Annotated in this window: 22 protein-coding genes, 2 tRNA genes and 1 pseudogene; 12 read left to right on the plus strand and 13 right to left on the minus strand. The window is 59.6% G+C overall.

The window, feature by feature from the left end; genetic code table 11:
* Nucleotides 1–76: 76 nt before the first annotated feature.
* A complete protein-coding gene (locus ABLU73_RS04405) occupies nt 77–1,711 on the minus strand; it encodes a Na+/H+ antiporter (RefSeq protein ID WP_264924755.1) in 1,635 nt (544 codons plus the stop codon).
* Nucleotides 1,712–2,204: 493 nt separating this feature from the next.
* On the opposite strand from ABLU73_RS04405, the pseudogene ABLU73_RS04410 reads away from it, so the two are divergent.
* The 3 genes and pseudogenes from ABLU73_RS04410 to ABLU73_RS04420 all read left to right on the plus strand — a co-directional run bounded on the left by ABLU73_RS04410 (nt 2,205) and on the right by ABLU73_RS04420 (nt 4,934).
* A pseudogene (locus tag ABLU73_RS04410) lies at nt 2,205–3,030 on the plus strand (TetR/AcrR family transcriptional regulator).
* A complete protein-coding gene (locus ABLU73_RS04415; protein ID WP_227506520.1) occupies nt 2,969–3,883 on the plus strand; it encodes an MDR family oxidoreductase in 915 nt (304 codons plus the stop codon). Before ABLU73_RS04410 ends, ABLU73_RS04415 begins: the two are co-directional and overlap by 62 nt.
* Nucleotides 3,884–4,001: 118 nt before the next feature.
* On the plus strand, nt 4,002–4,934 hold the full coding sequence (locus ABLU73_RS04420) for a nucleoside recognition domain-containing protein (protein ID WP_264924754.1): 933 nt from the start codon (nt 4,002–4,004) through the stop codon (nt 4,932–4,934).
* Here ABLU73_RS04420 and ABLU73_RS04425 read toward each other — a convergent pair.
* On the minus strand, nt 4,845–6,467 hold the full coding sequence (locus ABLU73_RS04425) for an alpha/beta hydrolase (protein ID WP_264924753.1): 1,623 nt from the start codon (nt 6,465–6,467) through the stop codon (nt 4,845–4,847). The two genes, ABLU73_RS04420 and ABLU73_RS04425, sit on opposite strands and share 90 nt — an antisense overlap.
* 270 nt (nt 6,468–6,737) lie before the next feature.
* Here ABLU73_RS04425 and pmrD point away from each other — a divergent pair, with 270 nt between their 5' ends.
* A complete protein-coding gene (gene pmrD / locus ABLU73_RS04430) occupies nt 6,738–6,983 on the plus strand; it encodes a signal transduction protein PmrD (RefSeq protein WP_108432892.1) in 246 nt (81 codons plus the stop codon).
* 129 nt (nt 6,984–7,112) lie between these two features.
* Nucleotides 7,113–8,567: an AMP nucleosidase gene (locus tag ABLU73_RS04435; RefSeq protein WP_004203506.1), complete on the plus strand. Its 1,455-nt coding sequence runs from the start codon at nt 7,113–7,115 to the stop codon at nt 8,565–8,567.
* A gap of 168 nt (nt 8,568–8,735) precedes the next feature.
* On the opposite strand, the gene ABLU73_RS04440 is transcribed toward ABLU73_RS04435, so the two are convergent.
* Nucleotides 8,736–8,811: transfer RNA gene (locus ABLU73_RS04440), tRNA-Asn, on the minus strand.
* Nucleotides 8,812–8,937: 126 nt separating this feature from the next.
* Complete coding sequence (locus ABLU73_RS04445; protein WP_348850068.1) at nt 8,938–10,374, minus strand: EmmdR/YeeO family multidrug/toxin efflux MATE transporter; 1,437 nt, start codon at nt 10,372–10,374, stop codon at nt 8,938–8,940.
* A gap of 193 nt (nt 10,375–10,567) precedes the next feature.
* On the opposite strand from ABLU73_RS04445, the gene ABLU73_RS04450 reads away from it, so the two are divergent.
* Both ABLU73_RS04450 and ABLU73_RS04455 read left to right on the plus strand, forming a co-directional pair.
* Nucleotides 10,568–10,643: transfer RNA gene (locus ABLU73_RS04450), tRNA-Asn, on the plus strand.
* Between the two features lie 281 nt (nt 10,644–10,924).
* Nucleotides 10,925–12,028: an AarF/UbiB family protein gene (locus ABLU73_RS04455; protein WP_240709214.1), complete on the plus strand. Its 1,104-nt coding sequence runs from the start codon at nt 10,925–10,927 to the stop codon at nt 12,026–12,028.
* Here the strand turns inward: ABLU73_RS04455 and ABLU73_RS04460 are convergent.
* The 3 genes from ABLU73_RS04460 to ABLU73_RS04470 all read right to left on the minus strand — a co-directional run bounded on the left by ABLU73_RS04460 (nt 12,025) and on the right by ABLU73_RS04470 (nt 14,806).
* Nucleotides 12,025–12,996: a sensor domain-containing diguanylate cyclase gene (locus ABLU73_RS04460; protein WP_049093797.1), complete on the minus strand. Its 972-nt coding sequence runs from the start codon at nt 12,994–12,996 to the stop codon at nt 12,025–12,027. The genes ABLU73_RS04455 and ABLU73_RS04460 overlap by 4 nt on opposite strands.
* Nucleotides 12,997–13,201: 205 nt before the next feature.
* Nucleotides 13,202–14,038 (minus strand): alpha/beta hydrolase, encoded by an 837-nt coding sequence (locus ABLU73_RS04465; protein ID WP_004203515.1) that lies wholly within the window; start codon nt 14,036–14,038, stop codon nt 13,202–13,204.
* A gap of 192 nt (nt 14,039–14,230) precedes the next feature.
* On the minus strand, nt 14,231–14,806 hold the full coding sequence (locus tag ABLU73_RS04470; protein WP_264924752.1) for a hypothetical protein: 576 nt from the start codon (nt 14,804–14,806) through the stop codon (nt 14,231–14,233).
* Between the two features lie 131 nt (nt 14,807–14,937).
* Between ABLU73_RS04470 and ABLU73_RS04475 the strand changes: the two genes are divergently transcribed.
* Entirely contained in the window at nt 14,938–15,852 is a 915-nt protein-coding gene (locus ABLU73_RS04475; RefSeq protein ID WP_049093796.1) for a LysR substrate-binding domain-containing protein, read from the plus strand.
* Between the two features lie 5 nt (nt 15,853–15,857).
* Here the strand turns inward: ABLU73_RS04475 and ABLU73_RS04480 are convergent, their stop codons facing one another.
* The 4 genes from ABLU73_RS04480 to ABLU73_RS04495 all read right to left on the minus strand — a co-directional run bounded on the left by ABLU73_RS04480 (nt 15,858) and on the right by ABLU73_RS04495 (nt 19,136).
* On the minus strand, nt 15,858–16,193 hold the full coding sequence (locus tag ABLU73_RS04480) for a DUF1869 domain-containing protein (protein WP_032456346.1): 336 nt from the start codon (nt 16,191–16,193) through the stop codon (nt 15,858–15,860).
* A 4-nt stretch (nt 16,194–16,197) separates the two neighbouring features.
* Nucleotides 16,198–16,530 carry a DUF1971 domain-containing protein gene (locus tag ABLU73_RS04485; RefSeq protein ID WP_004203524.1) on the minus strand — a complete coding sequence of 111 codons (333 nt, stop codon included), beginning with the start codon at nt 16,528–16,530 and terminating at the stop codon, nt 16,198–16,200.
* Between the two features lie 223 nt (nt 16,531–16,753).
* On the minus strand, nt 16,754–18,664 hold the full coding sequence (locus tag ABLU73_RS04490) for an EAL domain-containing protein (RefSeq protein ID WP_062914128.1): 1,911 nt from the start codon (nt 18,662–18,664) through the stop codon (nt 16,754–16,756).
* Nucleotides 18,665–18,674: 10 nt separating this feature from the next.
* Complete coding sequence (locus ABLU73_RS04495) at nt 18,675–19,136, minus strand: molybdopterin-dependent oxidoreductase (protein ID WP_023318660.1); 462 nt, start codon at nt 19,134–19,136, stop codon at nt 18,675–18,677.
* Nucleotides 19,137–19,476: 340 nt separating this feature from the next.
* On the opposite strand from ABLU73_RS04495, the gene shiA reads away from it, so the two are divergent.
* Both shiA and ABLU73_RS04505 read left to right on the plus strand, forming a co-directional pair.
* Entirely contained in the window at nt 19,477–20,796 is a 1,320-nt protein-coding gene (shiA, locus tag ABLU73_RS04500; RefSeq protein WP_080847784.1) for a shikimate transporter, read from the plus strand.
* A 46-nt stretch (nt 20,797–20,842) separates the two neighbouring features.
* Nucleotides 20,843–21,583: a hypothetical protein gene (locus tag ABLU73_RS04505; protein ID WP_017899690.1), complete on the plus strand. Its 741-nt coding sequence runs from the start codon at nt 20,843–20,845 to the stop codon at nt 21,581–21,583.
* On the opposite strand, the gene ABLU73_RS04510 is transcribed toward ABLU73_RS04505, so the two are convergent.
* Nucleotides 21,543–22,499: a LysR family transcriptional regulator gene (locus ABLU73_RS04510; protein ID WP_264924751.1), complete on the minus strand. Its 957-nt coding sequence runs from the start codon at nt 22,497–22,499 to the stop codon at nt 21,543–21,545. The genes ABLU73_RS04505 and ABLU73_RS04510 overlap by 41 nt on opposite strands.
* Nucleotides 22,500–22,615: 116 nt before the next feature.
* Here ABLU73_RS04510 and ABLU73_RS04515 point away from each other — a divergent pair, with 116 nt between their 5' ends.
* Nucleotides 22,616–23,005, plus strand: coding sequence for a tautomerase family protein (locus tag ABLU73_RS04515; protein WP_004203532.1), 390 nt, complete (start codon nt 22,616–22,618; stop codon nt 23,003–23,005).
* A 21-nt stretch (nt 23,006–23,026) separates the two neighbouring features.
* On the opposite strand, the gene ABLU73_RS04520 is transcribed toward ABLU73_RS04515, so the two are convergent.
* Nucleotides 23,027–23,758, minus strand: a complete 732-nt coding sequence (locus tag ABLU73_RS04520; protein ID WP_264924750.1) for an HPP family protein — start codon at nt 23,756–23,758, stop codon at nt 23,027–23,029.
* A 198-nt stretch (nt 23,759–23,956) separates the two neighbouring features.
* Here ABLU73_RS04520 and ABLU73_RS04525 point away from each other — a divergent pair, with 198 nt between their 5' ends.
* A complete protein-coding gene (locus tag ABLU73_RS04525; protein ID WP_348850069.1) occupies nt 23,957–25,066 on the plus strand; it encodes an adenosylhomocysteinase in 1,110 nt (369 codons plus the stop codon).
* The last annotated feature ends 23 nt before the right edge of the window (nt 25,067–25,089 follow it).

Consider the following 25,089-nt stretch of genomic DNA (forward strand, 5'->3'; position numbering starts at 1 on the left):
TTTCGAGCAGGCTTTTTGCTTTTCCGCGCCAGCTGCGCGGCCGGAGGGCGAAGGCTCCCCTCCAGCAATGGCGCCCCTAGCGCAAACTCTCTTCCTTCAGGTCTATCTCACGCAGCACCTCATAAAAGGTGGTATCGCTAATGTTGTGAGCGCGACGCAGCCGGAACAGCTCCTGACGCTGGGCGATAATGACCTCTCTTTGCATATATTTCTCCAGCCTGGCGCGCTTCGCCAGCTCCAGCCCGACGTCCTGCCCTTCGTCATTGTCGTTATAGTGAAGCCGACGCTGGTAGGTTTCCAGCAGCATATTGCCGGCATCCGCCCGCAGGGCCTGCTCAGTGGGATCCTCCACCGGCTCGTCGAGTAGCGCATTTAGCCGGTTGATGGCCACTTCGGTCATGACGGCGCCAATATCGTCCTTGCCGGTGTCATGGGGTAAATCATCGGCAAGATAGCGGGTCATGAACGGCAGACCGATAGCCGCCACCACCAGCGACATCAGGATCACCGCCATTGAGAGAAAGATCAGCAGTTCGCGGCCCGGGAATGGTGAACCATCCGCCAGCACCGCCGGCAGCGTCAGAATACCGGCGAGCGTCACGGAGCCTTTGACCCCCGCCAGCGCCATGACGGCGAGGATGCTGAATCGCGGACGGACGGTGATGGCCTTGCCCCGGCGTTTACGGCGAAAAATGGTCAGCGTCATCGACAGCCATACCCAGGCGAAACGCATCAGACCGAGCGCGAGAGTGATGGCCACGGCGTACAGCAGCAGATACCAGGGCGAAGGGACGCCGGCCTGGCTGGCTACCGCCGGCAACGTCCTGAGCATGCGGGGCAACTGCTCGCCCAGCATCAGGAAGATCATCCCATTGAGGGTAGTCTGCAGCATGGACCACACCGCGCTGCTTTTCATGCGCGTCGCGGGAAGCCGCGGCCCCGACAGCTGCTCATAGTGCATCGCAATGCCGGCGGCGACGGCGGCAAGAATGCCGGAGACATGGAACGCCTCGGCCAGCAGGTAGGCGGCGAAGGGGATAAGCAGGCTGATCAGGATCTGGATGGCCGGCTCCTCGCGAGTGCGCCGCACCAGAAAGTTATTACATTTGCCGGTGACCCACACCACCACGAGCCCACTGAGGATACCCCCGAACGCCATCAGGAAAAACTTCATCACCGCCTCTCCCGCTGAGAAGCTGCCGGTCAGCACCGCGGCGATGGCAAAATTAAAAGCGACGAGACCCGAAGCATCGTTTAACAGCGACTCCCCTTCGAGGATATGCGCCATCCGGGAAGGCAGCGGCGAGCTGGCGGTCATTGCCGATACCGCCACCGGATCGGTGGGTGACAGAATCGCCGCCAGGGCGAACCCCGCCGCCACGGTAATCGCCGGAATAAGCCAGTGAATAAACAGGCCAATACCGAGGATAGTCACCATCACCAGGCCTATCGCCAGCGACAGAATCGGCTTCATATCGCGGAAAAACGCGTCTTTCGGGATCCGCCAGCCATCGAGGAAAAGCAGCGGCGGGATAAACAACAGCAAAAAGATGTGCGGATCGAAATCGACCTGAAAACCACCGGCGGCCAGCGCGGCGCCCGCCGCAATCTGGATCAACGGCAGCGGCACTTTAACGGGCAGAAGATGGGAAATGAACACCGTCACCACGATGGCCATGATAAAGACCAGCACAATAGCGATTAGCGACATTCCTCCCCTCCTTTGACGGCAATATTCATTCTGTACATCAGGCTGTTATTCCTTTTTCGCAGGTGTGGTTTCAGCGGCGGGTTATTTATCCAGACGCCGATAATAAAGGACAGGCTTTCCTGTCTGGCGGCGTGTTTATTTAAACTGAGGTGGCAACCGGCGCCCGTCCAGGGGGGACAATGTGTTTTATCATGCCGGCATTGTCAATCCGCTATGGTCTGCAAATCATCGTCAGCCCGGCAATATAATCTCTACCATTCATCCTTATCATTCCGTGGCGGCCAGAGAGATATATGGTCAGCGGAATAGCCTCAGCGGATTGATATTCTCTGTCGTAACGGCCCGATATCCATGCATTAGCCATTATTGATAATCCGCATTGCCTTTCATAAGCCGAATGCCTCGAAATCCCGCCCTTCGCTGCCATACATTGCTTGCCCCATACCAGGATTGGGGGTACCCTGACAAACAATTAAACCACACGGTCTAAATGATGAATCCCGCTATCTCCGCCAACCTGAAGCCCCGCCGCGGCCGACCGCCAAAGGCCGATCGGCAGTTTGTCGACACCCGCCAGGCGCTGATTCGCTCGGGCCTGGAGGTGCTGACCGAAACGGGCTATCTCGCGGCGGGGATTGATGCGGTAATCAAGAATATCGCCGTGCCAAAGGGGTCGTTTTACCACTGTTTCAAAAGCAAGGAGGCCTTTGGCCTCGCCGTGCTTGCCGCCTATGGCGACTACTTTGCGCATAAATTAGATAAATTCCTGCTGGACGACGCCGTGCCGCCGCTGGAACGGATGGCGGCCTTCGTGCGAGGTGCCGGTCAGGGAATGGAGAAATACCAGTTTCGTCGCGGCTGTCTGGTAGGCAACCTGCTGCAGGAAGCTCCGCTGTTGCCCGAGGCATTTACCCAGCGGTTGCAGGCCATCCTGGCGGCATGGGAGGCGCGCGTGGCCCGCTGCCTGCACGAGGCGCAGGCTGCCGGGGCGATCGCCAGCGACACCTCACCGGAGGCGCTGGCCCAGGTGTTCTGGATCGGCTGGGAAGGCGCGGTGATGCGCGCCAGGCTGGTCCAGTCCGCCGCTCCCCTTAACCAGTACTGGGATTTCTTTGCGCACAATATGATGACAATAACACCTGCACAGGACGGCGATAGCGCCGATAACTCCCTTCAGACGAGGAATACTCAGTCATGAAAGCATTAGTTCTGGACCAGATTGACAACCGCACCGTGGCCGCCGTCAAAGCGATTGACCTGCCCGCCCTTGCCGAAGGCGACGTGCAGGTCGCCATCGACTGGTCGAGTCTCAACTATAAAGATGCCCTGGCGATCACCGGCAAAGGCAAAATCATCCGCCAGTTCCCGATGGTGCCGGGGATTGATTTTGCCGGCAGGGTAAGTGAAAGCCGCGATCCGCGCTTTGTTCCCGGCCAGGCCGTGATCCTCACCGGCTGGGGCGTGGGCGAAAACCACTGGGGCGGTCTGGCCACCGAGGCCTGTGTCAAAGGCGACTGGCTGGTTGCCCTGCCGGAGGCACTCAGCGCGCGCCAGGCAATGATCATCGGCACCGCCGGCTTTACCGCAATGCTGTGCGTCGATGCCCTCGTCAGTGCGGGCATCACCCCGGAAAGCGGTGATATCCTGGTCACCGGCGCCAGCGGCGGGGTCGGCAGCACCGCCGTGGTACTGCTGAAAGCGCTCGGCTACCGGGTGACAGCAGTATCGGGCCGCGAGTCGACGCACGATTACCTTCGCCAGCTCGGCGCCGACGCCATCCTGCCGCGCAGCGACTTCGCAGAGACCCGCCCGCTGGAGAAACAGCTGTGGGCGGGCGCGGTGGATACCGTTGGCGGCACGATGCTGGCTAAAGTGCTGGCGCAAACGCAATATCGCGGCTGCGTCGCCGCCTGCGGTCTGGCCGGGGGCTTCGATCTGCCGACCACCGTAATGCCGTTTATTCTGCGCAATGTGCGTCTGCAGGGGGTGGATTCGGTGATGGTGCCCACCGCAGAACGCGACGCGGTCTGGCAGCGTCTGGCCCAGCTGCTGCCGGAGGGCTACTACCAGCAGGCAGCCACCGAAATCACGCTGGAGCAGGCGCCAGCGTATGCCGCAGATTTCCTCAGCAACAATATTCATGGCCGCACGCTGGTCAACATCGGCCAGTAATTCTCTCCTCCCGGCGCCCCATGGCGCCGGTCCCCGGGGCGATCCTGACATATCATTTCCTTCCCCACGGGATTATGATGACGCGAACGAATGGCTTTGCGAGTGGTAAAGAACGTAAATGGATGTCATAAGCATCATTATGGCGGCGGGCAAATCGTCCGTTGACGTCGCGCTGTATACGCTGTTGCCGATCATGGTGATCATGCTGATTATCATGAAATATCTGGAGGTCCGCGGCATCCTCGATGTGATTGTGCGCTGGGTTGCGCCATTGCTGAAGCCCTTCGGCTTAACCGGGATGAGCGCCTTCGCCCTGATCCAGATTAACTTTGTCAGCTTCGCCGCCCCGCTGGCCACGCTGTCGATTATGGACAAACGCGGCGTTTCTGACCGGCAAATGGCCGCCACGCTGGCCATGGTCTTCGCCATGGGGCAAGGCAACGTCTTCTATCCCCTCACCCCTTTCGGCCTCCACTGGCTGGCCTCGATCGTTATCTCAGTGGTCGGCGGCCTGTGCGCGGCCGCCGTCGCCTGGCACGTCACCGGACGGCGCTTATCGGTCGCCGAGAATCCTCGCGCGGAAGCGCTGCCCAACGCCGAGCAGAACAGTCAGGGCATTCTGGCGGTGATCAATAGCGCCGGCTCCGACGCCATCCGCCTGGCGCTCGGCGCGGTGCCGATGCTGATCCTGTCGTTAACCATCGTCGGACTGCTGCAGGGCGCTGGCGCCATCGACCTGCTGCAGCAGCTGCTGAAACCGGTGCTCGGCTGGCTGCACATTCCGCAGAACTTTGTGCTGCCGGCGCTGGTGAAGTGCGTCGCCGGAGGCACCGCTTACTTTGGCGTCATTTCCGAGCTGATCCAGCAGGGCAAAGTCACCGTCAGCCAGGTCAACGCCTCGGCAGGCCTGCTGATCCAGACCTTCGATCTGCCCGGAATCGGTATTTTCCTCGGCATCAGCTCACGGTTTGTCCGCCTGTTTCGCTTCGTGGTTCCCGCGGCGACCGTCGGCATTCTGCTGCGCACCGTCCTGCACCTGAGCCTCTTTTAACGCCTGCGCGCTGGCCTGCGCCTTCAGGCAGGCCACTACCGCCGCCTGTTCGCCGCAGGCGATATGCTCATCGACGCGCGCCAGCATCCACGGAAAGAAAGGATTAGAGGTGACGCGCATTAACGTCTCCAGCCCCACGCTCAGCGTTCCGGTTTCTCCACGCAGTGAAATGGTGCCCAGGCTAATGCCGTAGCGGTTCTTCTCGTCCGGCTCGCGGCCATACAGCGAGTCGCTCAGGGGAAACGGCACCGCCACATGCGACAGGGAGTACATATCCGCCGGCCAGGCAAGGTGTAGAGGATAACGATGCTCTTCCCGTTCCTGCGCCAGCGTAGTGCGGGCGACGGTCTGCAGCGTATGCGCCGTCGCGTTGGTCACCACCGTGGTGGTATAGGCCCTCGGCGCCGGCGGTAGCAGCGTATTCACCGCCGCATAGAGCGCGGGACGGAACAGGACCCGGAGATCCGCCGCCTGGTTTATGTCGAACACCACCAGCTCACTGCCGTTGTCCGGCAGGTAGCGATACAGGGACTCCACCACCGCCCGGGTGCTGACGGTGGAATCCATCACCGACTGAAAGGTGAGGACTGGCGGCAGCGCTTTCAGCTCCCCCTGACGGGACGCGCGAAGAATCTGCTGCTGCAGCGCCTGGCTTAACAGCCAGGACTGTCTCGCCGCTTTTACCGGAAAAGAGTTGTACTTGAACGGGTTAAATTCAGGCGCCACGTTTAGCCAGGCCGCACGGGCAAACGCCGGGAAGATGGACGGCAGCCCGGCGAGACCGGCAAAACGGGCAAACGCCGTCACGCCGATCATCGGCGACAGCAGGATAATCTGCTGCGGCTGGCGTAAATGGCTGTCCTCCAGGCTATCGAGGGCATACTTGAGCGCCAGCGCGCCGCCGTTAGAGTAGCCGACCAGATGCAGCGGCACGTCCGCCCCGGCCAGGCGCGTCGCTTCGCGCACCGCCAGACGCGTTGCCGCCAGCCAGGTCTCCCAGTCAACGGCGGTTAACGCCCCCGGCGCGGTGCCATGGCCCGGCAAACGCGGCGCCACCGCCACATAGCCCCGCTGCCGCCAGAGTTGCGCCAGATAGCGCACGCTGTAGGGCGAATCGGTCAGGCCATGGAGCAGCACCACGCTGCCGCGCGGTTTGCCCTGCGGCAATAGTACAAAAGAGCGGTTCCAGTCCTGCGTAAACTGTCCCGGCCAGACCCGGCTATGGCGATAAAAGCGGTTGACTGGGGTTTTATCTTCTTCCGGCAAGGCCTCTGTCACCTCGCGCTGAAGATCGGCGAAAATCGTTTTCTCCCGCGCCAGATACTGGGCAAAGGTCGCCTGGTCGATCTCTTTGGCCGTCATCTCGTTGCCATGCCAGGTATGCCAGGAATGCAGCGCGGGGCCGCGCTGGGACTCATAGATCCGTCCGGCGAGAAACACCACCAGCAGCGCCAGCACCGCAACGATCCCTTTTTTTAACAGTGAGCCAATAACGGCGCCTGACGTTCGCCAGTGGCGTAAAAGATGCTTCATGACGCTCTCTCTATTATTTTTCGCATAGCCGAACTCAGCTGCCCTATTCCTGACAGGCTATTTTCACTGTCTGCTTCTCAGCATAGCCATCGGCTCCGGCAAATTAAACCCGGCAGATCATTCATGTTCAGCGAAAAAAAGCCTACCGCTGAGATCAACGTTAGGTCGCCTATTTTTAAACACTGTATAAACCAAGGGGATAATCTTATTGTCAGGCCTTCAGGAAACATGAATTATCGGCAGGGATGTGATCAGGACAGGAAGATATAGATGGAGTGGTGGGTAAAAAAAGTGAGAACAAATTCAATGACCAGCCCCTGCTGCGTCGTGCTTCAGAGCGGTACATTAGCGATGATTGCTGAAATTGAAGCCTGTCGCCTTCACCTGCAGGAAGGCGATAAACTTACTCCGCTGGCCGATGCGCGTTATTGTCTGAATAATAACCCGACACAGACGTTGAAGATCCTCAAAGCAACCCACTATAGCAGTGAGCGCTGGGCAAACGCCGGCAAATAAATCGGGTCCGACCCCTTTGCCAGAGATGAGCTGGGTCTCTTCGCATCTGACAGATAAATTCCCCTTCGCCCTTTTCACGCTGTGACATACTATCGGGAATGTCAGCAGACCTGAAACAAGGAGCGAATCATGAATAACAAGGCCGCCAGTCTGACCCCGGAACAAGCGCTTGCCGAGCTGGAAGCGCGCTATGAAGCCTCGGTCACGGCATTACGCAAAGCCATCGGCGACTATATCGACCATAATACGCTCCCCGATACCGAAGCCCGCGCGGAAGGTCTTTTTGTCTATCCGCAGCTCTCGGTCTCCTGGGACGGCGCCGATCATAAAGCCCTCAAAACGCGCGCCTGGGGACGTTTCACCCATGCCGGGTGCTATACCACCACCATCACCAATCCGAAACTGTTCCGCCACTATTTGCTGGAACAGCTGACCCTGCTGTATCAGGACTATGGCGCGCATATCAGCGTCGAGCTGTCGCAGCATGAGATCCCCTATCCTTACGTGATAGATGGTTCCACCCTGACACTCGACCGCTCGATGAGCGCCGGTCTGACGCGCTATTTCCCTACCACCGAGCTGTCGCAGATTGGCGATGAGACCGCAGACGGCCTGTTCCATCCTACCGAGTTCTATCCGCTGTCGCACTTTGACGCCCGCCGCGTCGATTTTTCGCTGGCGCGTCTGCGGCACTATACCGGCACGCCGGCGGAACACTTCCAGCCCTACGTGCTGTTCACCAACTATACCCGCTACGTGGATGAGTTCGTCAGCTGGGGCTGCAGCCAGATCCTCGATCCCGACAGCCCCTATATCGCTCTCTCCTGCGCCGGCGGGATCTGGATCACCGCCGAAACCGAAGCGCCGGAGCAGGCCATTTCCGATCTGGCGTGGAAGAAGCACCAGATGCCGGCCTGGCATTTGATCACCCACGACGGCAAAGGGATCACGCTGATTAATATTGGCGTCGGCCCGGCCAACGCCAAAACCATCTGCGACCACCTGGCGGTGCTGCGCCCGGATGTCTGGCTGATGATCGGCCACTGCGGCGGCCTGCGCGAAAGCCAGGCTATCGGCGACTATGTGCTGGCCCACGCCTATCTGCGCGACGACCATGTACTGGATGCGGTGCTGCCGCCGGATATTCCCATCCCCAGCATTGCCGAAGTGCAGCGCGCCCTGTACGACGCCACCAAGCAGGTGAGCGGGATGCCGGGCGAGGAAGTGAAGCAGCGGCTGCGTACCGGGACGGTGGTCACCACCGACGACCGTAACTGGGAGCTGCGCTATTCCGCTTCGGCGCTGCGCTTTAATCTCAGCCGGGCGGTGGCTATCGATATGGAGAGCGCGACCATCGCCGCCCAGGGCTATCGCTTTCGCGTCCCCTACGGCACGCTGCTCTGCGTCTCGGACAAACCGCTGCACGGTGAGATCAAGCTCCCCGGTCAGGCCAACCGCTTCTATGAGGGGGCCATCTCTGAGCATCTGCAGATCGGCATCCGGGCCATCGATCTGCTGCGCGCCGAGGGGGATCACATGCACTCGCGTAAGCTACGCACCTTCAACGAACCGCCGTTCCGCTAACCGGTGACGTGGGAATAAAGAGGAAAACGCTGGCGTTCCCCGCTGGGGAGCGTCAGCGCTCGGGTGAGCGAAACAAACGTCCCGGCGGTGACTCCAGATTTTTCGTCCGCAAGGAAACAGGCAGACAGAAAAGCAAAAAGCCTGCTCGAAAGCAGGCTTTTTAAAATTTGGCTCCTCTGACTGGACTCGAACCAGTGACATACGGATTAACAGTCCGCCGTTCTACCGACTGAACTACAGAGGAATCGTGTGAACGGGGCGAATATTAACGATGACGCCGGACGCTGTAAAGCCTGTTTTTAATAAAATGAATCGTTTGCCGAATTATTCCTCACTTTGCGCAAAAAATGGCGTTTATCCGCCAAACGGATCAGGTTTCCGGCGTTGAGGCCTTAACCCGCGGGTACTTCCACAGCCAGCGACCGCTCACCATGCGGAAGTAAAACAGCACGCCGCGCACGGCCCAGTCGAGCACCATCCCTAACCAGACGCCGATCACCCCCATCCCCAGCACGATGCCCAGCGTATAGCCCGCCACCACCCGACAGCCCCACATACCGAGCATCGACACCCACATGGTATAGCGTACGTCACGGGCGCCTTTGAAGGCGCAGGGTAAAGTCCACGACAGCGACCAGATCGGCATAAACAGGGCGTTGAGCCACAGCAGCTGCTTCACCACCTCTTTTACATCCTCTTCATGGGTATAGAAAGAGGCGATAAAGCCCGCGAACGGGGCACAGCCCCAGGCAATCAGCGTCAAAATAATGGTCGACAGCCAGAACACATGCCAGGCCTGGAATTCCGCCTGACCAATCTGCCCTTTCCCCAGCCGCTTGCCGGTGATGATCGTCGAGGCGGAGCCGAGGGCGTTGCCCGGCAGGTTAATCAGCGACGCCACCGAAAAAGCAATGAAGTTGCCGGCGATAACGTTGGTGCCCATCCCGGCGACGAACATCTGGGTCAGCAGCTTACCGCCATTGAACAGAACCGATTCGATACTGGCCGGGATGCCGATCCCCATCACTTCCCAGATAATGGCGAAGTTAAAGGGTTTGAAGTAGCCTTTCAGCGACAGCCGAAGCGCGGGATTGAGGCCCACCATCAGCACCCAGATAGTGGCGATGGCGCCAATATAGCGGGCAATGGTCAGCCCGAGACCGGCGCCGACAAAGCCCAGCCCCGGCCAGGAGAAGAGGCCATAGATGAGCACGCTGCTGATTAGGATATTGAGGATGTTCATCCCGCCGTTGATCAACAGCGGGATTTTAGTGGTACCGGCCCCGCGCAGCGCCCCGCTGCCGATCAGCGCAATCGCCGCCGCCGGATAGCTTAGCACCGTCAGCTCGAGATAGGTCAGCGCCAGGTCCTTGACCTGCGGGGTGGCATCGCCGGCGACAAAATTAATAATTTCCTGACCAAAGGCGTGGATCACCCCCGCCAGCACAATGGAAAACAGGGTCATAATGGCCAGCGACTGGCGCGCGGCCGCTCTCGCCCGCCGCCGATCTCGCTTGCCGAGGCTAAAGGCTACCACCACCGTGGTACCCAGATCGATGGCGGCAAAGAACGACATGATCACCATGTTAAAGCTATCGGCCAGACCCACCCCGGCCATGGCCTCTTTTCCCAGCCAGCTGACAAGGAAGGTGCTCAACACCCCCATCAACAATACGCAGGCATTTTCCAGCAGAATGGGCACAGCGAGGGGGCTGATTTCGCGCCAGTACAGCACACGATAACGCTGACGTTTTTTAAACCAGGATGTCCGTTCGACGGCCTGGCGTACGGCGGAGGTGACGTTCAAGAGAGACCTTAGTGAGAGATGTTGAAACAACATTTCAAATGATGATCGAGAAATGGATATCCTGCAAAGTATTTTTCCGTAATAATTGTCGGAAATGACAACAAATTGTTGATGGAAGCGGCAGTTGCACCTGAACGGGCGAATTGATGTTTGACAAAAGATTTTTCGCCGCTAAGATACGACTCCACACGATTCCTCTGTAGTTCAGTCGGTAGAACGGCGGACTGTTAATCCGTATGTCACTGGTTCGAGTCCAGTCAGAGGAGCCACATTTAAGAAGCCTGCTTTCGAGCAGGCTTTTTGCTTTTCTGCGTCTCTGGCCTTAACGCAGAATCGCATCCAGCCCGGCAAGCACCTCATTGACAACGGCGACAGGTATGCGTTTCAGACGCTTGCCTTTCGCTACCGCCACCCTACGCCCCAGGTATCCTCCATGAACACGCCGCCGCTCAGCCTGAAAAAGCGCCCGGCGGTAGGATGATTTTGCTGACGCTTGCGGGTGAGATAGCGTGAATGAATCACTCTGTCCTATGTCTTATAAGGAGGCGCCATGAACCTCAGACAACAGCAGCAGCAGGCGTTTGACCGCAGCGGTCAGCCGCTTATCGTCGGCGACGTCAACCACTGTCCACTGCCGCCGGAGAGCCTCGCCGCGCTGGGTCCGGATTCCCCCTATGTGGTGCAGGTATACGGTTCGGGTCTGACCGGCGAGGTTTACCGGCTGCGCATCGCCGGTAAAGAGTATAATTTAAAGAAACGACGTGCCGTCGCCGGCGTTGCCAATCTTAACGGCCAGCTGTCGTTTTTGAATGAGGTACAGCGCCGACAGGCGTTGCAACGGCTGAAGGATGACCCAAATACCGCACCGCGCTTCACCCACATCGTCCCAACGCTGTATGCCGATTATCGCCTCGGCATCCTGCTCTCCCCCTGGATCGATGGCGAGCCGATTCACCAGCTGACCCCGCCGCTGATCGCCCAGCTGTTCACCACGCTGGAAGCCTGCGAGGAGCAGGGACTGATGGAGTGGGATCTCTGTAGCGGGAACCTGTTGGTGGACCGGGAGGAGCAGCTGTGGCTGTTCGATTTTGGCTATATGTATCCCTTCGACCCGCTGAGAGAATTCAACAGCAACGGTCTGGCCGATCCCCTGTTTCACTTTGTCGAGCGCTTTGAGACCCGTTTCTTTTTTAGCTGGCTGATGACACGGGTGCCCGATGCCGAACAGCAGCTGGCGCAGTATCGCGAGATGAAGCGGCTGGCCGTCGAAAGCTACCGGCGCAAGCTGGTATGGCTTCGCGCCCGGCGGGCAGCCCCGCAGGTACAGGCTCATTTTCAGCAGATAACGACGCGCTGGGAGACGGCGCTGGCTGACCCTTCCGCACTGCGCCGCTTGTTTGCCCTGGAAGCCTTCCGCTCCCATGTGCTGGATATTGAAGACGACCTGCATGGCCAGTCCTGCACCTTGCTCACCCTGCAACGTATCGACTGGGTGATAGGCCAGCTGGAACAGCATTATCGCTTTATCGCCGACGAAGGCGGCCTGTTTTACGACAACGCTGGGAAATCGCAGCAGGCGCTGCTCGGTGACTATGCACAAAAGCGGCAGCAGGCGCAGCAGTACCTGCTCAATGCCGCCGCGGTAAAGGATTAACGGCGCTCGCGCCCCTGTTTCTGCTTCGCCTGATACATCAGGCGGTCGGCGGTGGCCACCAGCGCGTTGAGACTGGGATGGCTGGCGGGATCGTACTCGACGCAGCCCCAGGAGAACGCCAGCTGCCAGGGGTGAGCCGCCTGTTGATTGAAACGCGCTACGTTGTGGCTGAGCGTCTCCATTGCCGTCGCGGCATCGTGGCGGCTGGTATTAGCGAACAGAATAATAAACTCATCGCCTCCCTGCCTGGCGAGGATATCGGATTCACGGAAGGCGGTTTTCATCAAATCGGCGATGGCGATCAGCGCGCGATCGCCCTCTTCATGCCCCCAGGTATCGTTGATGTGCTTAAAGCGATCGAGGTCGACAAACGCCAGGCTCACCGGCTCATGGCGGCGCTGGGCCGTCAGCAGGGCATACTCGGCCAGGGTGAGGAATCCCCGGCGGTTAAACAGTCCCGTCAGCTCATCGGAGGTTGCCGCATCCAGCACCTTGAACTCATCCTCCACGATCGCCGCCAGATCGCTTAAGATCTGTATTTCATGCGCGGAGAACGAACGCGGCTGATGGTCCATCAGACAAAAAGACCCCACCGTCGCGCCATCCGGCAGCTGAACCGGGTACCCGGCGTAAAAGCGGATAAACGGCGCCTGAATCACCAGCGGATTGTCGTGAAAACGCTCGTCCTGCTGCATGTCGTTAACGATAAGCGGGTCGGTTTGCAAAATGGTATGGGCGCAAAATGAAATATCTCTCGGCACCGTGTCCACATCCAGACCGGCACAGGATTTGATGTGCAGCAGATCTTCCCCTACCAGGCTGATGGAGGCCACCGGCAGGTTATACAGCGAACGGGCAAGCCTGGTCAGGCGATCAAAGCGTTCTTCTTTTCCGCTATTCAACAGCCCGGAAGAGCGAAGCGATTGCAGGCGACGCTGCTCGTCGGGATGAAGTCCGGCTAATTTCATTGTCTCTCTCTTGTCTCTTGCGCAGAATTCCACCGGGCTTCCGACAGGAAACCCGGTGTTTTATCCTGCCAGGGGAAAAATAGTCGTCAGGTATCCCATGAGTTAAGCAGATTTCCCCTGCTCGTCAACCGGCGCGCCCCGGCGACTGGCGGCCAGGGCGCTGGCGGAAGGCCATTGACGGCTTTCCGCCCGGCGAAAGGGAAGATCAGGCGCGGATAAACGCCAGCAGGTCGGCGTTGATGGTATCGGCGTGAGAAGTGTGCATCCCGTGCGGGAAGCCAGGATAAATGATCAACTGGCTGTTGGGCAGCAGCTGGTCCTGCAGGATAGCGGCATTTTTATAGGGAACCACCTGATCGTCATCCCCCTGCATAACCAGCACCGGCAGCGTAATCGACTTAAGATCTTCGGTCTGGTCGGTTTCTGAAAACGCCTTGATGCCTTCATAATGGGCTTTGGCGCTACCGATCATCCCCTGTCGCCACCAGTTCTGGATCGTCCCCTGCGACACCTCCGCCCCGTCACGATTGAAGCCATAGAACGGGCCAGAGGCGACGTCGAGATAGAACTGGGCGCGGTTAGCCGCCAGCGCTTTGCGGAAACCGTCAAACACCTCGATCGGCGTGCCGCCAGGATTCTGTTCGGTCTTGACCATCAGGGGCGGGACGGCGCTGATGAGCACCGCCTTCGCCACCCGCCCCTGCGGCTGACCGTAGCGGGCCACGTAGCGGGCAACCTGGCCACCGCCGGTAGAGTGTCCAACATGGACCGCATTGTGCAGATCCAGATGCTCCACTACCGCCGAGACGTCTGCCGCATAATGGTCCATATCATGCCCCTCGCTGACCTGATCGGAGCGGCCATGGCCCCGGCGGTCGATAGCGATGACCCGAAAACCTTCGGCAAGGAAAAACAACATCTGGTTATCCCAGTCGTCGGCGCTTAACGGCCAGCCGTGATGGAAAACAATCGGCTGAGCCTCCTTTGGACCCCAGTCTTTGAAGTAAATATTGACGCCGTCTTGGGTGGTGACAAATGCCATGTTACAGACTCCTCTCTCAGGATAACCAGCCTGCAGGCCCGTGCCTGGGCTGAATGCCGACGGCGGCCGGCTGAGATGCCAGCCGCGCAGGAATGTGATGCCAGTAACAGTGTAGAAGAAATTTATCACCCTGCCGGACGACTTATCCCGTCTCGCTTGATCGGCTCGCTCAAGCCCAGCAAGCGCCAGCGGCTACGCCGCACTCTCCTGCTGGCGGATCCGCACAATCAGCGCGCCGAGCAGCGACCAGTCCAGCAGCACGGCGAAGGCAAAGCACACGCCGCCGCGTCCTGCCCCGGCGGTGTGCCAGGTCAGCAGCGTCGCCGCGATGGCGACAGCCACGCTCAGCGCCGTGGCGCCGCTGACGCGGCTACCCGACAGTGCCGCCCGTCCCGCGGCAACGCGCCAGGCGACAGCCGCCCCCGCGCTGCCGAACGTCACGCCGGGGAGCAGCGCCGGCCAGGCCTGGCCGCCATACCACGCCACCAGCGCCAGCAGCCAGCCGGCCGCCGACAGCAGGAAAGCCCAGCGCGTTGCCGCCAGGGGCGCCCGATAGAGCCTGGGCTGCGCGCGCGCGAATCCCCATCCGGCGCCGAAGGCCGCGATCAGGAGCGCCAGCAGACCCAGCGTGCCGCTCGCCCCGATAACGGGAGCCATGATTGACAGCAAGGCCCCGGCGGCGAAGAGCACGCTGAGAGCGATGGCGCGGCCGCGCGGGTCGATGGTTCCCGCCGCGTCCGCGGCGGCATGGTGGTGTAAAACGTGCATATTCAGCTCCTGACACTGTAAACGACATGAAAATAACTCATGCCATCGTCTTTACATGCCCGTAGCCTATCGCCACTATACAGGGACACACAAACGCATAGTTTTCAGCCATAGATGAGAAAAACTCAGCCATGAGAACACCCCGCCTGCCGCCGCTGGGCGCCCTGCGCGCCTTCCACGCCGTCGCCCGCCAGCGTAGTTTTAAACTGGCCGCCGGGGCGCTCGGCGTCAGCGCGACGGCGGTCAGCCATCAGATTAAACTGCTGGAATCGGTCCTGGAGTGCCGGGTCTGCGAGCGCAGCGCGCAGGGCGTCAGCCTGACCGCCGACGGCGAGATCCTCTACGCCGCCACCCAGCGCGCCTTCAGCGCCCTGGAGCAGGCCGTTGTGCAGATAGCCCAGGCCCGCCAGCCGCCATCCTTAACCGTCACCACCACCTCCAATTTTCTCACCCACTGGCTGGTGCCACGGCTGGCGGACTTCACCGCCCGCTTTCCGGCTATCGACCTGCGTCTGCACACCAGCGTCGAACGGGTGGATCTGCATCTGGGCACGGTGGACGCCGCGATTCGCTATCGCGAAACGCCCGAGCCGGATCTGTGCTGTACGCTGCTGCATGAGGATCGCTTTATCGTGGTCGCCAGCCCGACGCTGGCCCTCAGTCGGCCTGACGATCTGGCGCAAGTGACGCTATTTCACGTCGCCAACCGGCACGTACCGGCGGATTCGCCGAGCTGGGAGAACTGGCGTCGCCGCTATGGACCGCCGACGCTGAATATTGACGCGGGGTTAACATTTAGCGATGAAACCCATGCCCTGCAGGCGGCGGTGGCTGGCCAGGGGGCGGTGATCGCCAGCGAACTGCTGGCGCGGGATCTGCTGCAGCGCGGAGTGTTATCCGCGCCATTCAGCAGCGCGTTACCGGGCGCCAGCTACTACCTGGTCACCACCGAGGCGGCAGCGCAGCGGGGGGATATTATCGCGCTGCGGGAGTGGCTGGTGGGGCAGATGGCCTCGGGCGACAGCGGCCAGCCGGCAGCGGGATAGCGGCCTTACCAGCCGCAAACGTTGGTCTCTTCGTCGGACTCATAGCCGCGGACGATATTGATCAGCTCCTTCACTGCATCGGCCGCGGCGAGCGGATCGCGCAGCGCCGCCAGCGAGGAAAAGCTTTTATCGACCGAGACGCCGTTATTGTTATTGGTGACCGTCAGCACAAACTCCCCCTCTAAATTGTCGTCCGGCAGATCGCTCAGCAGCCCATTAACGGCCTCCACCGCCTGCTGCGGAATATACAATGCCATCGGTTTGAGGAATATTTTTTCTTGTTTCCGCTGAAGGCGGCCATTCTCTACCGCTAAGGTATAACCTTTATTTTCACTGTTCATGCTTTTAGCCCTCGATAAGAATATTCGGATCAACATAGAAGTCGACATTAAATACCGTGTCCTCCGACAGGGCCTCAATGCAGTGCCATTTTTCCGGCGGAAAAACGCCAAACTGGCCGGCTTCAATGGTCAGGGTTTCAACCGGCTCGGGGCTGCTCTCATCGGCATAGCCGAGATAGCGGATCGCCCCCTGCATCACCGACAGCCGGGGATAGACCCCCTGGCGGGTGCCAGCGTCCAGATGGCGGCGCCAGATAGAAGCCGGCGCGGTCTCCTTTGTCCACAGCGGCGTGCTGCGGGTATGAACGTAATGGGTGGGAATAATAATTCGCTGCATGATTGCGCCTCACTTTACCGTCGCACAGGATACGGTCAGAAATAATCGATATGATGCATATCATATACCTCTTTCAAAGGGGAAGGATATTATTTTGCTGGTGAATTTTACCTCTACTCCTTTTTATACCCCTCAGGGATTAACGCTTTGATAAAATAAAAAAGGCGATTACAGTGTCCTGAAATCGCCCCGCAATAATTATGTTAAGCCGTTTACATTTAAATTAGCGCAGCGGACTCGGTTTGCCGATTAAATAGCCCTGCACCAGGTCGCAGCCCAGCGCCTGTAGCGAGGCCAACTGCTCTTCGGTCTCCACGCCTTCAGCCACAATACGCATATGCAGGCTCTTTCCCATGCTGATAATCAGGCGCACGATATCCAGATCGTCTTTTTGCTCCGGAATATTAATAACAAACGAGCGGTCGATTTTGATTTTGTCGAACGGGAAGTAGCTTAAACGTGACAACGAAGAATAGCCGGTACCGAAGTCATCGATGGAGATTTGAATGCCCTGCTCGCGCAGCTGGCTGAGAATTTCCAGCGAACGGGTGTTCTCATTGAACACGTCCGACTCGGTGATCTCCAGATCCAACCGTCGCGGGTCGAGGCCAGTCTGCTGCAATACGCTGATAATGGTGTCGGTCAGCGAGGTGTTCATCAGCTGAATCGGCGAAACGTTGACCGAGACCTTGAGCGGCGTCGCCCAGCTGGCCGCTTCGGCACAGGCGGTTTTCAGCACCCACTCGCCGAGGGCATTGATAAGGCCGATTTTCTCTGCCACCGGGATAAACACCGTCGGCGGCACGGCGCCGCGCACCGGATGGAACCAGCGAACCAGCGCTTCGTAGCCGTAGATTTCGCGCGTGACGGTATCGGCGATCGGCTGGTAGTAGACTTTGAATTCGTCATGGGACAGGGCCTGCAGCAGATCGTCTTCAAACGATTTATTCTCCTGCAGACGCTGCAGCATCCCCGGCCGGAAGATTTGTACATGGCCGCTGCCCTCTTTTTTCGCCTCATACAGCGCGAGGTCGGCACACTTGTACAGATAATCGGTCCGGCTTTCGCCATCAGAGATCACGATCCCGATGCAGGCGTCGATATTAATCTGCGCATCGTAGATCTGATAGGGCTGGCTGATCTTCTCCCGGATAACATTGGCCCGCTCGAGGGCCATCTCTTCGGTCAGATCGTAAGAGAGCATCGCGAACTCATCGCCGCCGAGGCGATACAGCGTCTCAGAGGTTTTACGGAAAAAAGAGAGGCGGCTGGCCAGATCCTGCAGCAGCTTATCGCCGGCGTCATGGCCGAGGGTATCGTTTACATCCTTAAAGCTGTCGAGGTCAAAAAGCATCACCACGGCGCATCCGTTATAGGGACGCACCTGATTGACGATCTCCTGCAGACGCTGCCAGAAAGAGAGACGGTTTGGCATACCGGTCAGCGAATCATGGTAGGCGTCGTACTGCAGACGACGGTTCTGCACCTGCAGCTTCTCTTTCGAGGCCTGCAGATCGTTGGCCAGGGTTTTCATACGAACGTGGGCGCGCCGCAGGTTATTATTCTGCCGCAGCATCAGCAGCCCGAGGGTAATACACATGGCGATCAGCAAAATGGAGATCACCGAGTAGATATAATAGAGATGCTGAATTTTATCATGGGTGATATTAACGATATTAATATCTTGCGTCAGCGTGGCGGCCGCCATTGAGGTCAGAGGACCATCCAGCTCGCTTAACACCGGCAGGATCGCTTTAACCTGCGCCGGCGTCATGGTGTCAACTTGTTTATCAAGCAAATGGAGATTGCGGATCAGCGTGGCGACCACCGCCTTCCGCTGTTCGCTTTTATTAATAAAGCGACCCAGATCGCCCTGCTGCAGAAGTTCGATCTGGCTCATCATGATCTCGAGGCGCAGGCGCACCTCATCGTGGTCCGCCCCTTCGGCCCCAATCGCCATGCCCGCCAGACGAGACTCCAGTCGCATATATTCCGATACCATCTGCGACATTGACCACGAGTCCGTATAGCGGGTAAATTTTTGCAACTCACTTTGTCGCTCATGCACCAGATAAGTAATATATCCAGTAACAATAAACAACGACAAAATAATAGCCGTGAGTATTCGATTCAAGATCCAACCCTTACTCTATAATAATCTTAGAAACTTGCCAGGCCGATCGGGAATAATAGATCTGGTTCTGTAATTCAGCACTGCTGTCGTAAGGGTAGACGATAAATAACGGGCCTTTATCCCGAACGCGCATATATTCGCCGTTCATTTTTAACGCCATAATGACCGGGAATTTATAAAAATCGTCCATCGGGATAAGGGTGGTGTAGTCGTTGAGCGCCAGCACGCGGACGGATTGGCCTTTAGCGCCGACTAAATCCATGAGTTTATTAAGGGGAATGCCATCAAAACGGACCTTCCCGGTGTACCAGGGGGTGGTGGTTTCCACCGTCTTCATGCCCAGTTTTTCCAGCATCGCGAGATCAAAAACCGCCTTGTCACCGACGTTCGTATTTCCGATTTTCCCGGAAATGGTCAGTACAGGTTTTCCTGTCGGCGCAGGCAGTTTTTCAGCATAAGCAGAAGGCAACATGACAGAACAAAATAAAACTGCAAGAAGTAGACGCATTTAACTCACCATTCCAGAGAAGGAGACATGTTAAGTGTAAACCATTTACGTCAATTCTTAAAAGGTGCTCCTCTTTGTTATCCGTTGATTTAATTAAAAGTATAAGCTGGCTGGCAAATTGCCAGAATGTTTAGTAAAGGGTGTGATTTCGCCCGCCTTTCCGGCCGCTTATTTTTGCACCAGTTCTCCGCTTAGCAGGCAAACTACTTTCCTCCACGGCCGCCGCGCGGTAGTCTCAGAGCAGACGCAATGCTAAAAGCGTCTCATTCCAATAACAACGAATATGTGACTGACAGGACAGGATATGGATTCAACAATAAGCGTGCTGCCCGACGAGGCGCCGGATTCGCTGCATCGGGCCCGGCGGGCGGCATGGGGCAGCTTTGCCGGCGCCGTGGTCGACTGGTACGATTTTCTTCTCTATGGCATTACCGCCGCGCTGGTGTTCAACCGCGAATTTTTCCCGCAAATCAGCCCGGCGATGGGCACCCTTGCCGCATTTGCCACCTTCGGCGTCGGGTTTCTTTTCCGCCCGCTGGGCGGGATTATCTTTGGCCACTTCGGCGACCGTCTCGGGCGCAAGCGGATGCTGATGATGACCGTCTGGATGATGGGTATCGCCACCGCCTGCATCGGCCTGCTCCCGTCGTTCAGCCAGATCGGCTGGTGGGCGCCGGTGCTGCTGGTATTCCTGCGGGCGGTTCAGGGCTTTGCCGTCGGCGGCGAATGGGGCGGCGCGGCGCTGCTCTCGGTGGAGAACGCTCCGAAGGGAAAAAAAGCCTTTTACAGCAGCGGCGTGCAGGTGGGCTACGGCGTCGGCCTGCTGCTCTCCACCGGGCTGGTATCGCTGATCAGCAGCCTGACCACCGACGAGCAGTTTCTCAGCTGGGGCTGGCGCTTACCCTTCCTGTTCAGCGTGGCGCTGGTCCTGATTGCGCTGTGGATCCGTAACGGTATGGCCGAATCGCAGGAGTTTGAGGCCCAGCAGAGCCAGGCCAACGCGCCGCAGGTGAAAAAGCGGCTGCCGGTGGTGGAAGCCCTGCTTCGCCATCCCGGGGCGTTTTTACTGATTATTGCCCTGCGGTTGTGCGAACTGCTGACCATGTATATCGTTACCGCCTTCGCCCTCAATTACTCAACGCAAAACCTCGGCCTGCCGCGTGAGCTGTTTCTCAACATCGGCCTGCTGGTGGGCGGCCTCAGCTGTCTGACTATCCCCTGCTTCGCCTGGCTGGCGGACCGTTTTGGCCGTCGGCGGATCTACATTACCGGGGCGCTAATCGGCACGCTGAGCGGTTTCCCGTTCTTTATGGCGCTGGAGAGTCAGTCCGTTTTCTGGATCCTGTTCTTCGCCCTGATGCTGGCCAATATCGCTCATGATATGGTGGTCTGCGTCCAGCAGCCGATGTTTACCGAGCTGTTCGGCGCCAGCTATCGCTATAGCGGCGCCGGCGTCGGCTACCAGGTAGCGAGCGTAGTCGGCGGCGGCTTTACGCCGTTTATCGCCGCGGCGCTGGTCACCTTCTCCGGGGGAGCCTGGCACAGCGTGGCCCTCTATCTGACCGCGGGATGCCTGCTGTCAGCACTCACCGCGCTGCTGATGAAAAAACGTACCGTCGACTGACCAGCCTTCGGAGGGCGCGACCCGCGCCCTCCGGTAAGGAGAATGCATGTCTTTATTGCCTCTGGCCGACTGCTGGCCACGCCGCTTTACCCCCGCCTCGCTGGCGCTGCAGTTTTGCGAGGACCCCACCCTGGCAGAACAGCCGCTGTTTGCCAAAGCCTGCGCCGGCGAGGCCGTCGCCCAGCTCTGGCAGGCGCCGCAGGGATTCGTGGTGCCGGGGAGCTATCGTCAGTTTGCGGACCTGCCGGCGGTCAGCGCGCATTTTGCCGCGCGGGGCTGGCCGGTATGGCTCCGCCGCTCCGGGGGCGGTCTGGTGCCCCAGGGGCCGGGGATTATCAACCTCAGCCTCGCCTGGCCGGTGCAGCAGCCGCTCGGCGAAGCCGCCGAACCCATCTATCACTCGCTGTGCGCTGTGCTTCAGCGCACCCTCGCGCGCTTCGGCGTTGCCAGCCACCCCCGGGCGGTGAGCGGTTCCTTTTGCGATGGCCGGTATAACCTCGCCTGCGGGGAGGGAGAGGCGGCGCGTAAGATTGTCGGTACCGCCCAGTACTGGCGGCCGCTGACGGCGAGCGGCGGCCATGTGGTGCTGGCCCATGCGGTGATCCTTATTGACGCCGACCTGAGCGCGGCGCATCAGGCTGCGAACGCCTTCGAAGCGCAGCTCGGCAGCGGGCGGGTCTACCGCGCCGACAAAACCGTCACCCTGGCGCAGTTGCTTCCCGGCGAGCGCCATCTGCTCCCCCGATTCAGCGAAGCGCTGGCGCGGGAGCTGGACGCGGCTCGCTGAAGGTTGCTTTCAGGTAGCGGCTGAATGTCTCCACCGCGCGCGACACCTGCGGAGTATAGGGCCGGATGACGTACAGCCGATCGGCGAACACTTCCACCGGCTGCCACGCCGGCAGCAGCTCCTGCACCTGCCCGCGGCCGATGGCCTCCCGGGCGCTAAAATCCGGCAGCAGCGCCACCCCCAACCCCGCCAGCACCGCATCGCGCAGCGACTCGCTGTTGTTGGTGGCGAACGGCCCCTGCACGTTGATGGTCACCCGTTCATCGGGCGTCTGGCGGGAGGCAAACGTCCACTGCGGGCGCTGGGGCCCACGGGGGTAGGTCAGGCACTGGTGATGACGCAGATCGTCAGGCGTCTCGGGGCGGCCATGGCGGCGGATATAGTCGGCGGACGCGACGATCAGCGTCGCGGTGTGGCACAGCGGCCAGGCGACGTGGGTGTCCGGGAGCGCCTCGCGCCGACAGTGGCGGATGGCGAGGTCGAACCCTTCGCTGCCGAGAGAGACCAGCCGGTCGGTCACCTCCAGCTGCAGATGCAGCTGGGGATGCTGATGCAAAAAGGGCGCGATGGCCGGCACCAGCTGTTGACGGGAAAAAGCCACCGGCGCGGTCAGGCGCAGCGTCCCCCGCAGCGGCCCGCCCTCATCGCAAGCGCCGGTGAAAATATCCCGCAGCTGGCCAAACGGCTCATTGAGCTCCGCCACCAGCCGCAGCCCGTCGTCGCTGAGGCTGACGCTGCGGGTGGTGCGATGGACCAGTGTTTTACCGGTCACCCGCTCCAGCTCGCTGATTTTCTGGCTGATGGCCGACTTGCTGATCCCCAGCTTTTCCGCGGCCCGGGTATAGCTTTTCTGCTCTTCCAGCACCGTTAGCCAGTAGAGATGGGCCCAGTAACTCTCCGGACGACTCTCGCTCATGTTGATTGTTCACCAGTAAAAACAATGTATTCAACTATAGCGGTTTTTGCCCGCGACGGCATCGGCTAGCATCTTTATCAGACCGCGATTATTGCCTAACGATAAGGAACACCTGCATGCCATTACTGACATTTGATCTGATTGAAGGCCGTACGGAACAGGAGATCAGAACCCTGCTGGATGCCGCTCATCGCGCCGTGCTGCGCGCCTTCGAGGTACCGGAACGCGACCGCTACCAGATTGTTCACGAAAACAAGGCCCATCATATGGTGATTGAAGATACCGGTCTCGGACTGACCCGCACGCGGGATCTGGTGGTGGTGCGGGTCTATACCAGCCCGCGCAGCGACGCGCAGAAGCAGCGCTTCTTCGCCATATTGCAGGAGGAGCTGGCGGAACACTGCGGCCTGAGCGGCGATGATCTGATGGTGTCGATTATCAGCAACCAGAAAGGCGACTGGAGCTTTGGCCGCGGGGTCGCCCAGTATCTTACCGGCGATCTTTAACCCGCGGCCGGGAGAGCGCTGTCAGCGGCGGCCAGCCGCCGCGATGCGCTGGCGCGCCTGCTGTTCGATATTTTCCAGCAGTTCCTGGACATCGTCTTCGTCAATATCGAGGAACTGTCCTTCCAGCAGCGCGGCGTGAATATCTTCCCGGGTAACCGAAATGCCCAGCGGCACCGTCCGGGATTTGACCTCCTCTGCCGCCAGCGGATGGGGGTAGCGGCGGCCAACCAGATTGTTAAACACGATGGCCAGCAGCGCCAGCATCAGGGAGTTGAGCAGCACCGGCGTCAGCACAAAGTGATAGCCTTCGCTGTGCACCCCGGCGCCGCCGAGGATCGCCGTCAGGGCCACCGCGCCGCCGGGAGGATGCAGGCAGCGCAGAAAATACATTCCGGCGATGGCCAGCGCCGCCGCCAGCCCGCAGGCCAGCGACGGGTCGGGCACCAGCATACCCACCGTGACGCCGATCAGCGCCGACAGCACATTGCCGCCGACAATCGACCACGGCTGCGCCAGCGGACTGCTCGGCACGCCAAACAGGAGTACCGCCGAGGCGCCCATGGGGGCAATAAACCACAGGTTAACTTCGCCCAGCAGCCAGTGGCTGAACATGCTGGTCACCGCCAGGCCGGTGCCGGCGCCGATGGATCCCAGCACAATATGCCGTCGAGCCACCGGCAGCGCATGCGGCTTCAACCGCCCAAGGAAAATCCGCAGCCGTGAAAACAGGCCCGCGGGAATGACACTCAACATCGCTTTATCGCTCAGATCATAGGAATAACTTATATTTTATTTTCTTTTTTTAACCTTTCATTAACAACCCTGTATTTCGCAGGGGATTGCACGGGCGGCGATTTCCAGGCGGCACAGGGCTGTGAATTCTCGCCCGGACTGATAGAATCCCTTTTCTGTCAGGGGGATACCCCTTTGCGAACTGAAGGTCATAACCCAGTGAATAATAAAATCTCTTTAGCGAAAGAAGTGGCATGGGCCAGCCAGAATATGCCGCGTACCCTGCGCCAGGTCGCCGCCCTGCCCGACCTCAGCGGCATCCGCCTGGCCTGCTGTATGCACCTCGACATGAAAATGATCCCGCTGGTGCAGGGGATCCTCGACAAGGGCGCTCAGGTCTTTTTAACCACCTGTAACCCCACCACCGTGCAGGACGACGTGGTGGCCTGGCTGGTGGAGCGTGGCGCCGAGGCCTGCGCCTGGCGCAATATGAGCGATGCCGACTGGCAACAGTCATGGGAAAAAGCGATCGCCTGGCAGCCGACTCACCTGTGCGAAATGGGAGCCGATATCACCACCCTCCTCCACCAGCGCGGCGAGTTCGGCAACATCGTGGCGGGTCTGGAAGCAACCGGCTCCGGCGTCAATCGGCTGGGGGATATTCAGCCCGGCTATCCGATCTTTAACTGGGACGATCTGCCGGTCAAAGAGGGGCTGCATAACCGCCATATGGTCGGACTCACCGCCTGGCATACCTTCTTCCAGACCACTCATCTCACCCTGCATGAGAAAAAAGTGCTGGTCATCGGCTACGGCCTGGTTGGCCAGGGCGTCGCGGCGGCGGCAAAAGCTTTTGGCGGCCAAGTGATGGTGGCGGAGATCGCTCCTGCCCGTCGACTGCAGGCGGCCTATGACGGCTGGCACGTGGTCGATCTCCAGGAGGCTATCGCCTCGGCGGACGTGGTCGCCACGGCGACAGGCGGTAAAAACGTGGTTAATCGCCAGGCGCTGGACCGGGCGAAAGCGGGAGTGTTTATCCTTAACGTCGGCCACGTGGCGGAAGAGATCGACGGCGAATACCTGCGCCAGTATCCTCAGGAAGAGGTGATGCCGTATATCAACGCCTACCGCATGGCTGACAAAACCGTCTACCTGATGGCCAATGGCTCGATGCTCAACCTGACCGCCGGCTTCGGCGACAGCCTGAACGCCTTTGACGTCACCCTGGCGGTGATGGCCAGCGGTATCGGTCATATTGTCAGCGACGGTATGCGCGCCCCGGCGCAGGTTTACCTGCTACCGCAGGCGGTCTGGCAGCAGGCGCTGTAAACCCGGCGCATCGTCGAAACGAT

The sequence above is a fragment of the Klebsiella sp. GG_Kp175 genome (genome assembly GCF_040062325.1).
Lineage (GTDB): Bacteria > Pseudomonadota > Gammaproteobacteria > Enterobacterales > Enterobacteriaceae > Klebsiella > Klebsiella quasipneumoniae.

What these genes read in the sequence shown, in the direction of transcription:
- ABLU73_RS04510 (WP_264924751.1), bottom strand. Translation starts at nt 22,499, where the DNA reads ATGAGCGAGAGTCGTCCGGAGAGTTACTGGGCCCATCTCTACTGGCTA.
- ABLU73_RS04405 (WP_264924755.1), bottom strand. Translation starts at nt 1,711, where the DNA reads ATGTCGCTAATCGCTATTGTGCTGGTCTTTATCATGGCCATCGTGGTG.
- shiA (WP_080847784.1), top strand. Translation starts at nt 19,477, where the DNA reads ATGGATTCAACAATAAGCGTGCTGCCCGACGAGGCGCCGGATTCGCTG.
- ABLU73_RS04455 (WP_240709214.1), top strand. Translation starts at nt 10,925, where the DNA reads ATGAACCTCAGACAACAGCAGCAGCAGGCGTTTGACCGCAGCGGTCAG.
- ABLU73_RS04485 (WP_004203524.1), bottom strand. Translation starts at nt 16,530, where the DNA reads ATGCAGCGAATTATTATTCCCACCCATTACGTTCATACCCGCAGCACG.
- ABLU73_RS04420 (WP_264924754.1), top strand. Translation starts at nt 4,002, where the DNA reads ATGGATGTCATAAGCATCATTATGGCGGCGGGCAAATCGTCCGTTGAC.
- ABLU73_RS04470 (WP_264924752.1), bottom strand. Translation starts at nt 14,806, where the DNA reads ATGCACGTTTTACACCACCATGCCGCCGCGGACGCGGCGGGAACCATC.
- ABLU73_RS04480 (WP_032456346.1), bottom strand. Translation starts at nt 16,193, where the DNA reads ATGAACAGTGAAAATAAAGGTTATACCTTAGCGGTAGAGAATGGCCGC.
- pmrD (WP_108432892.1), top strand. Translation starts at nt 6,738, where the DNA reads ATGGAGTGGTGGGTAAAAAAAGTGAGAACAAATTCAATGACCAGCCCC.
- ABLU73_RS04435 (WP_004203506.1), top strand. Translation starts at nt 7,113, where the DNA reads ATGAATAACAAGGCCGCCAGTCTGACCCCGGAACAAGCGCTTGCCGAG.
- ABLU73_RS04505 (WP_017899690.1), top strand. Translation starts at nt 20,843, where the DNA reads ATGTCTTTATTGCCTCTGGCCGACTGCTGGCCACGCCGCTTTACCCCC.
- ABLU73_RS04465 (WP_004203515.1), bottom strand. Translation starts at nt 14,038, where the DNA reads ATGGCATTTGTCACCACCCAAGACGGCGTCAATATTTACTTCAAAGAC.
- ABLU73_RS04460 (WP_049093797.1), bottom strand. Translation starts at nt 12,996, where the DNA reads ATGAAATTAGCCGGACTTCATCCCGACGAGCAGCGTCGCCTGCAATCG.
- ABLU73_RS04495 (WP_023318660.1), bottom strand. Translation starts at nt 19,136, where the DNA reads ATGTTGCCTTCTGCTTATGCTGAAAAACTGCCTGCGCCGACAGGAAAA.
- ABLU73_RS04475 (WP_049093796.1), top strand. Translation starts at nt 14,938, where the DNA reads ATGAGAACACCCCGCCTGCCGCCGCTGGGCGCCCTGCGCGCCTTCCAC.
- ABLU73_RS04520 (WP_264924750.1), bottom strand. Translation starts at nt 23,758, where the DNA reads ATGTTGAGTGTCATTCCCGCGGGCCTGTTTTCACGGCTGCGGATTTTC.
- ABLU73_RS04515 (WP_004203532.1), top strand. Translation starts at nt 22,616, where the DNA reads ATGCCATTACTGACATTTGATCTGATTGAAGGCCGTACGGAACAGGAG.
- ABLU73_RS04425 (WP_264924753.1), bottom strand. Translation starts at nt 6,467, where the DNA reads ATGAAGCATCTTTTACGCCACTGGCGAACGTCAGGCGCCGTTATTGGC.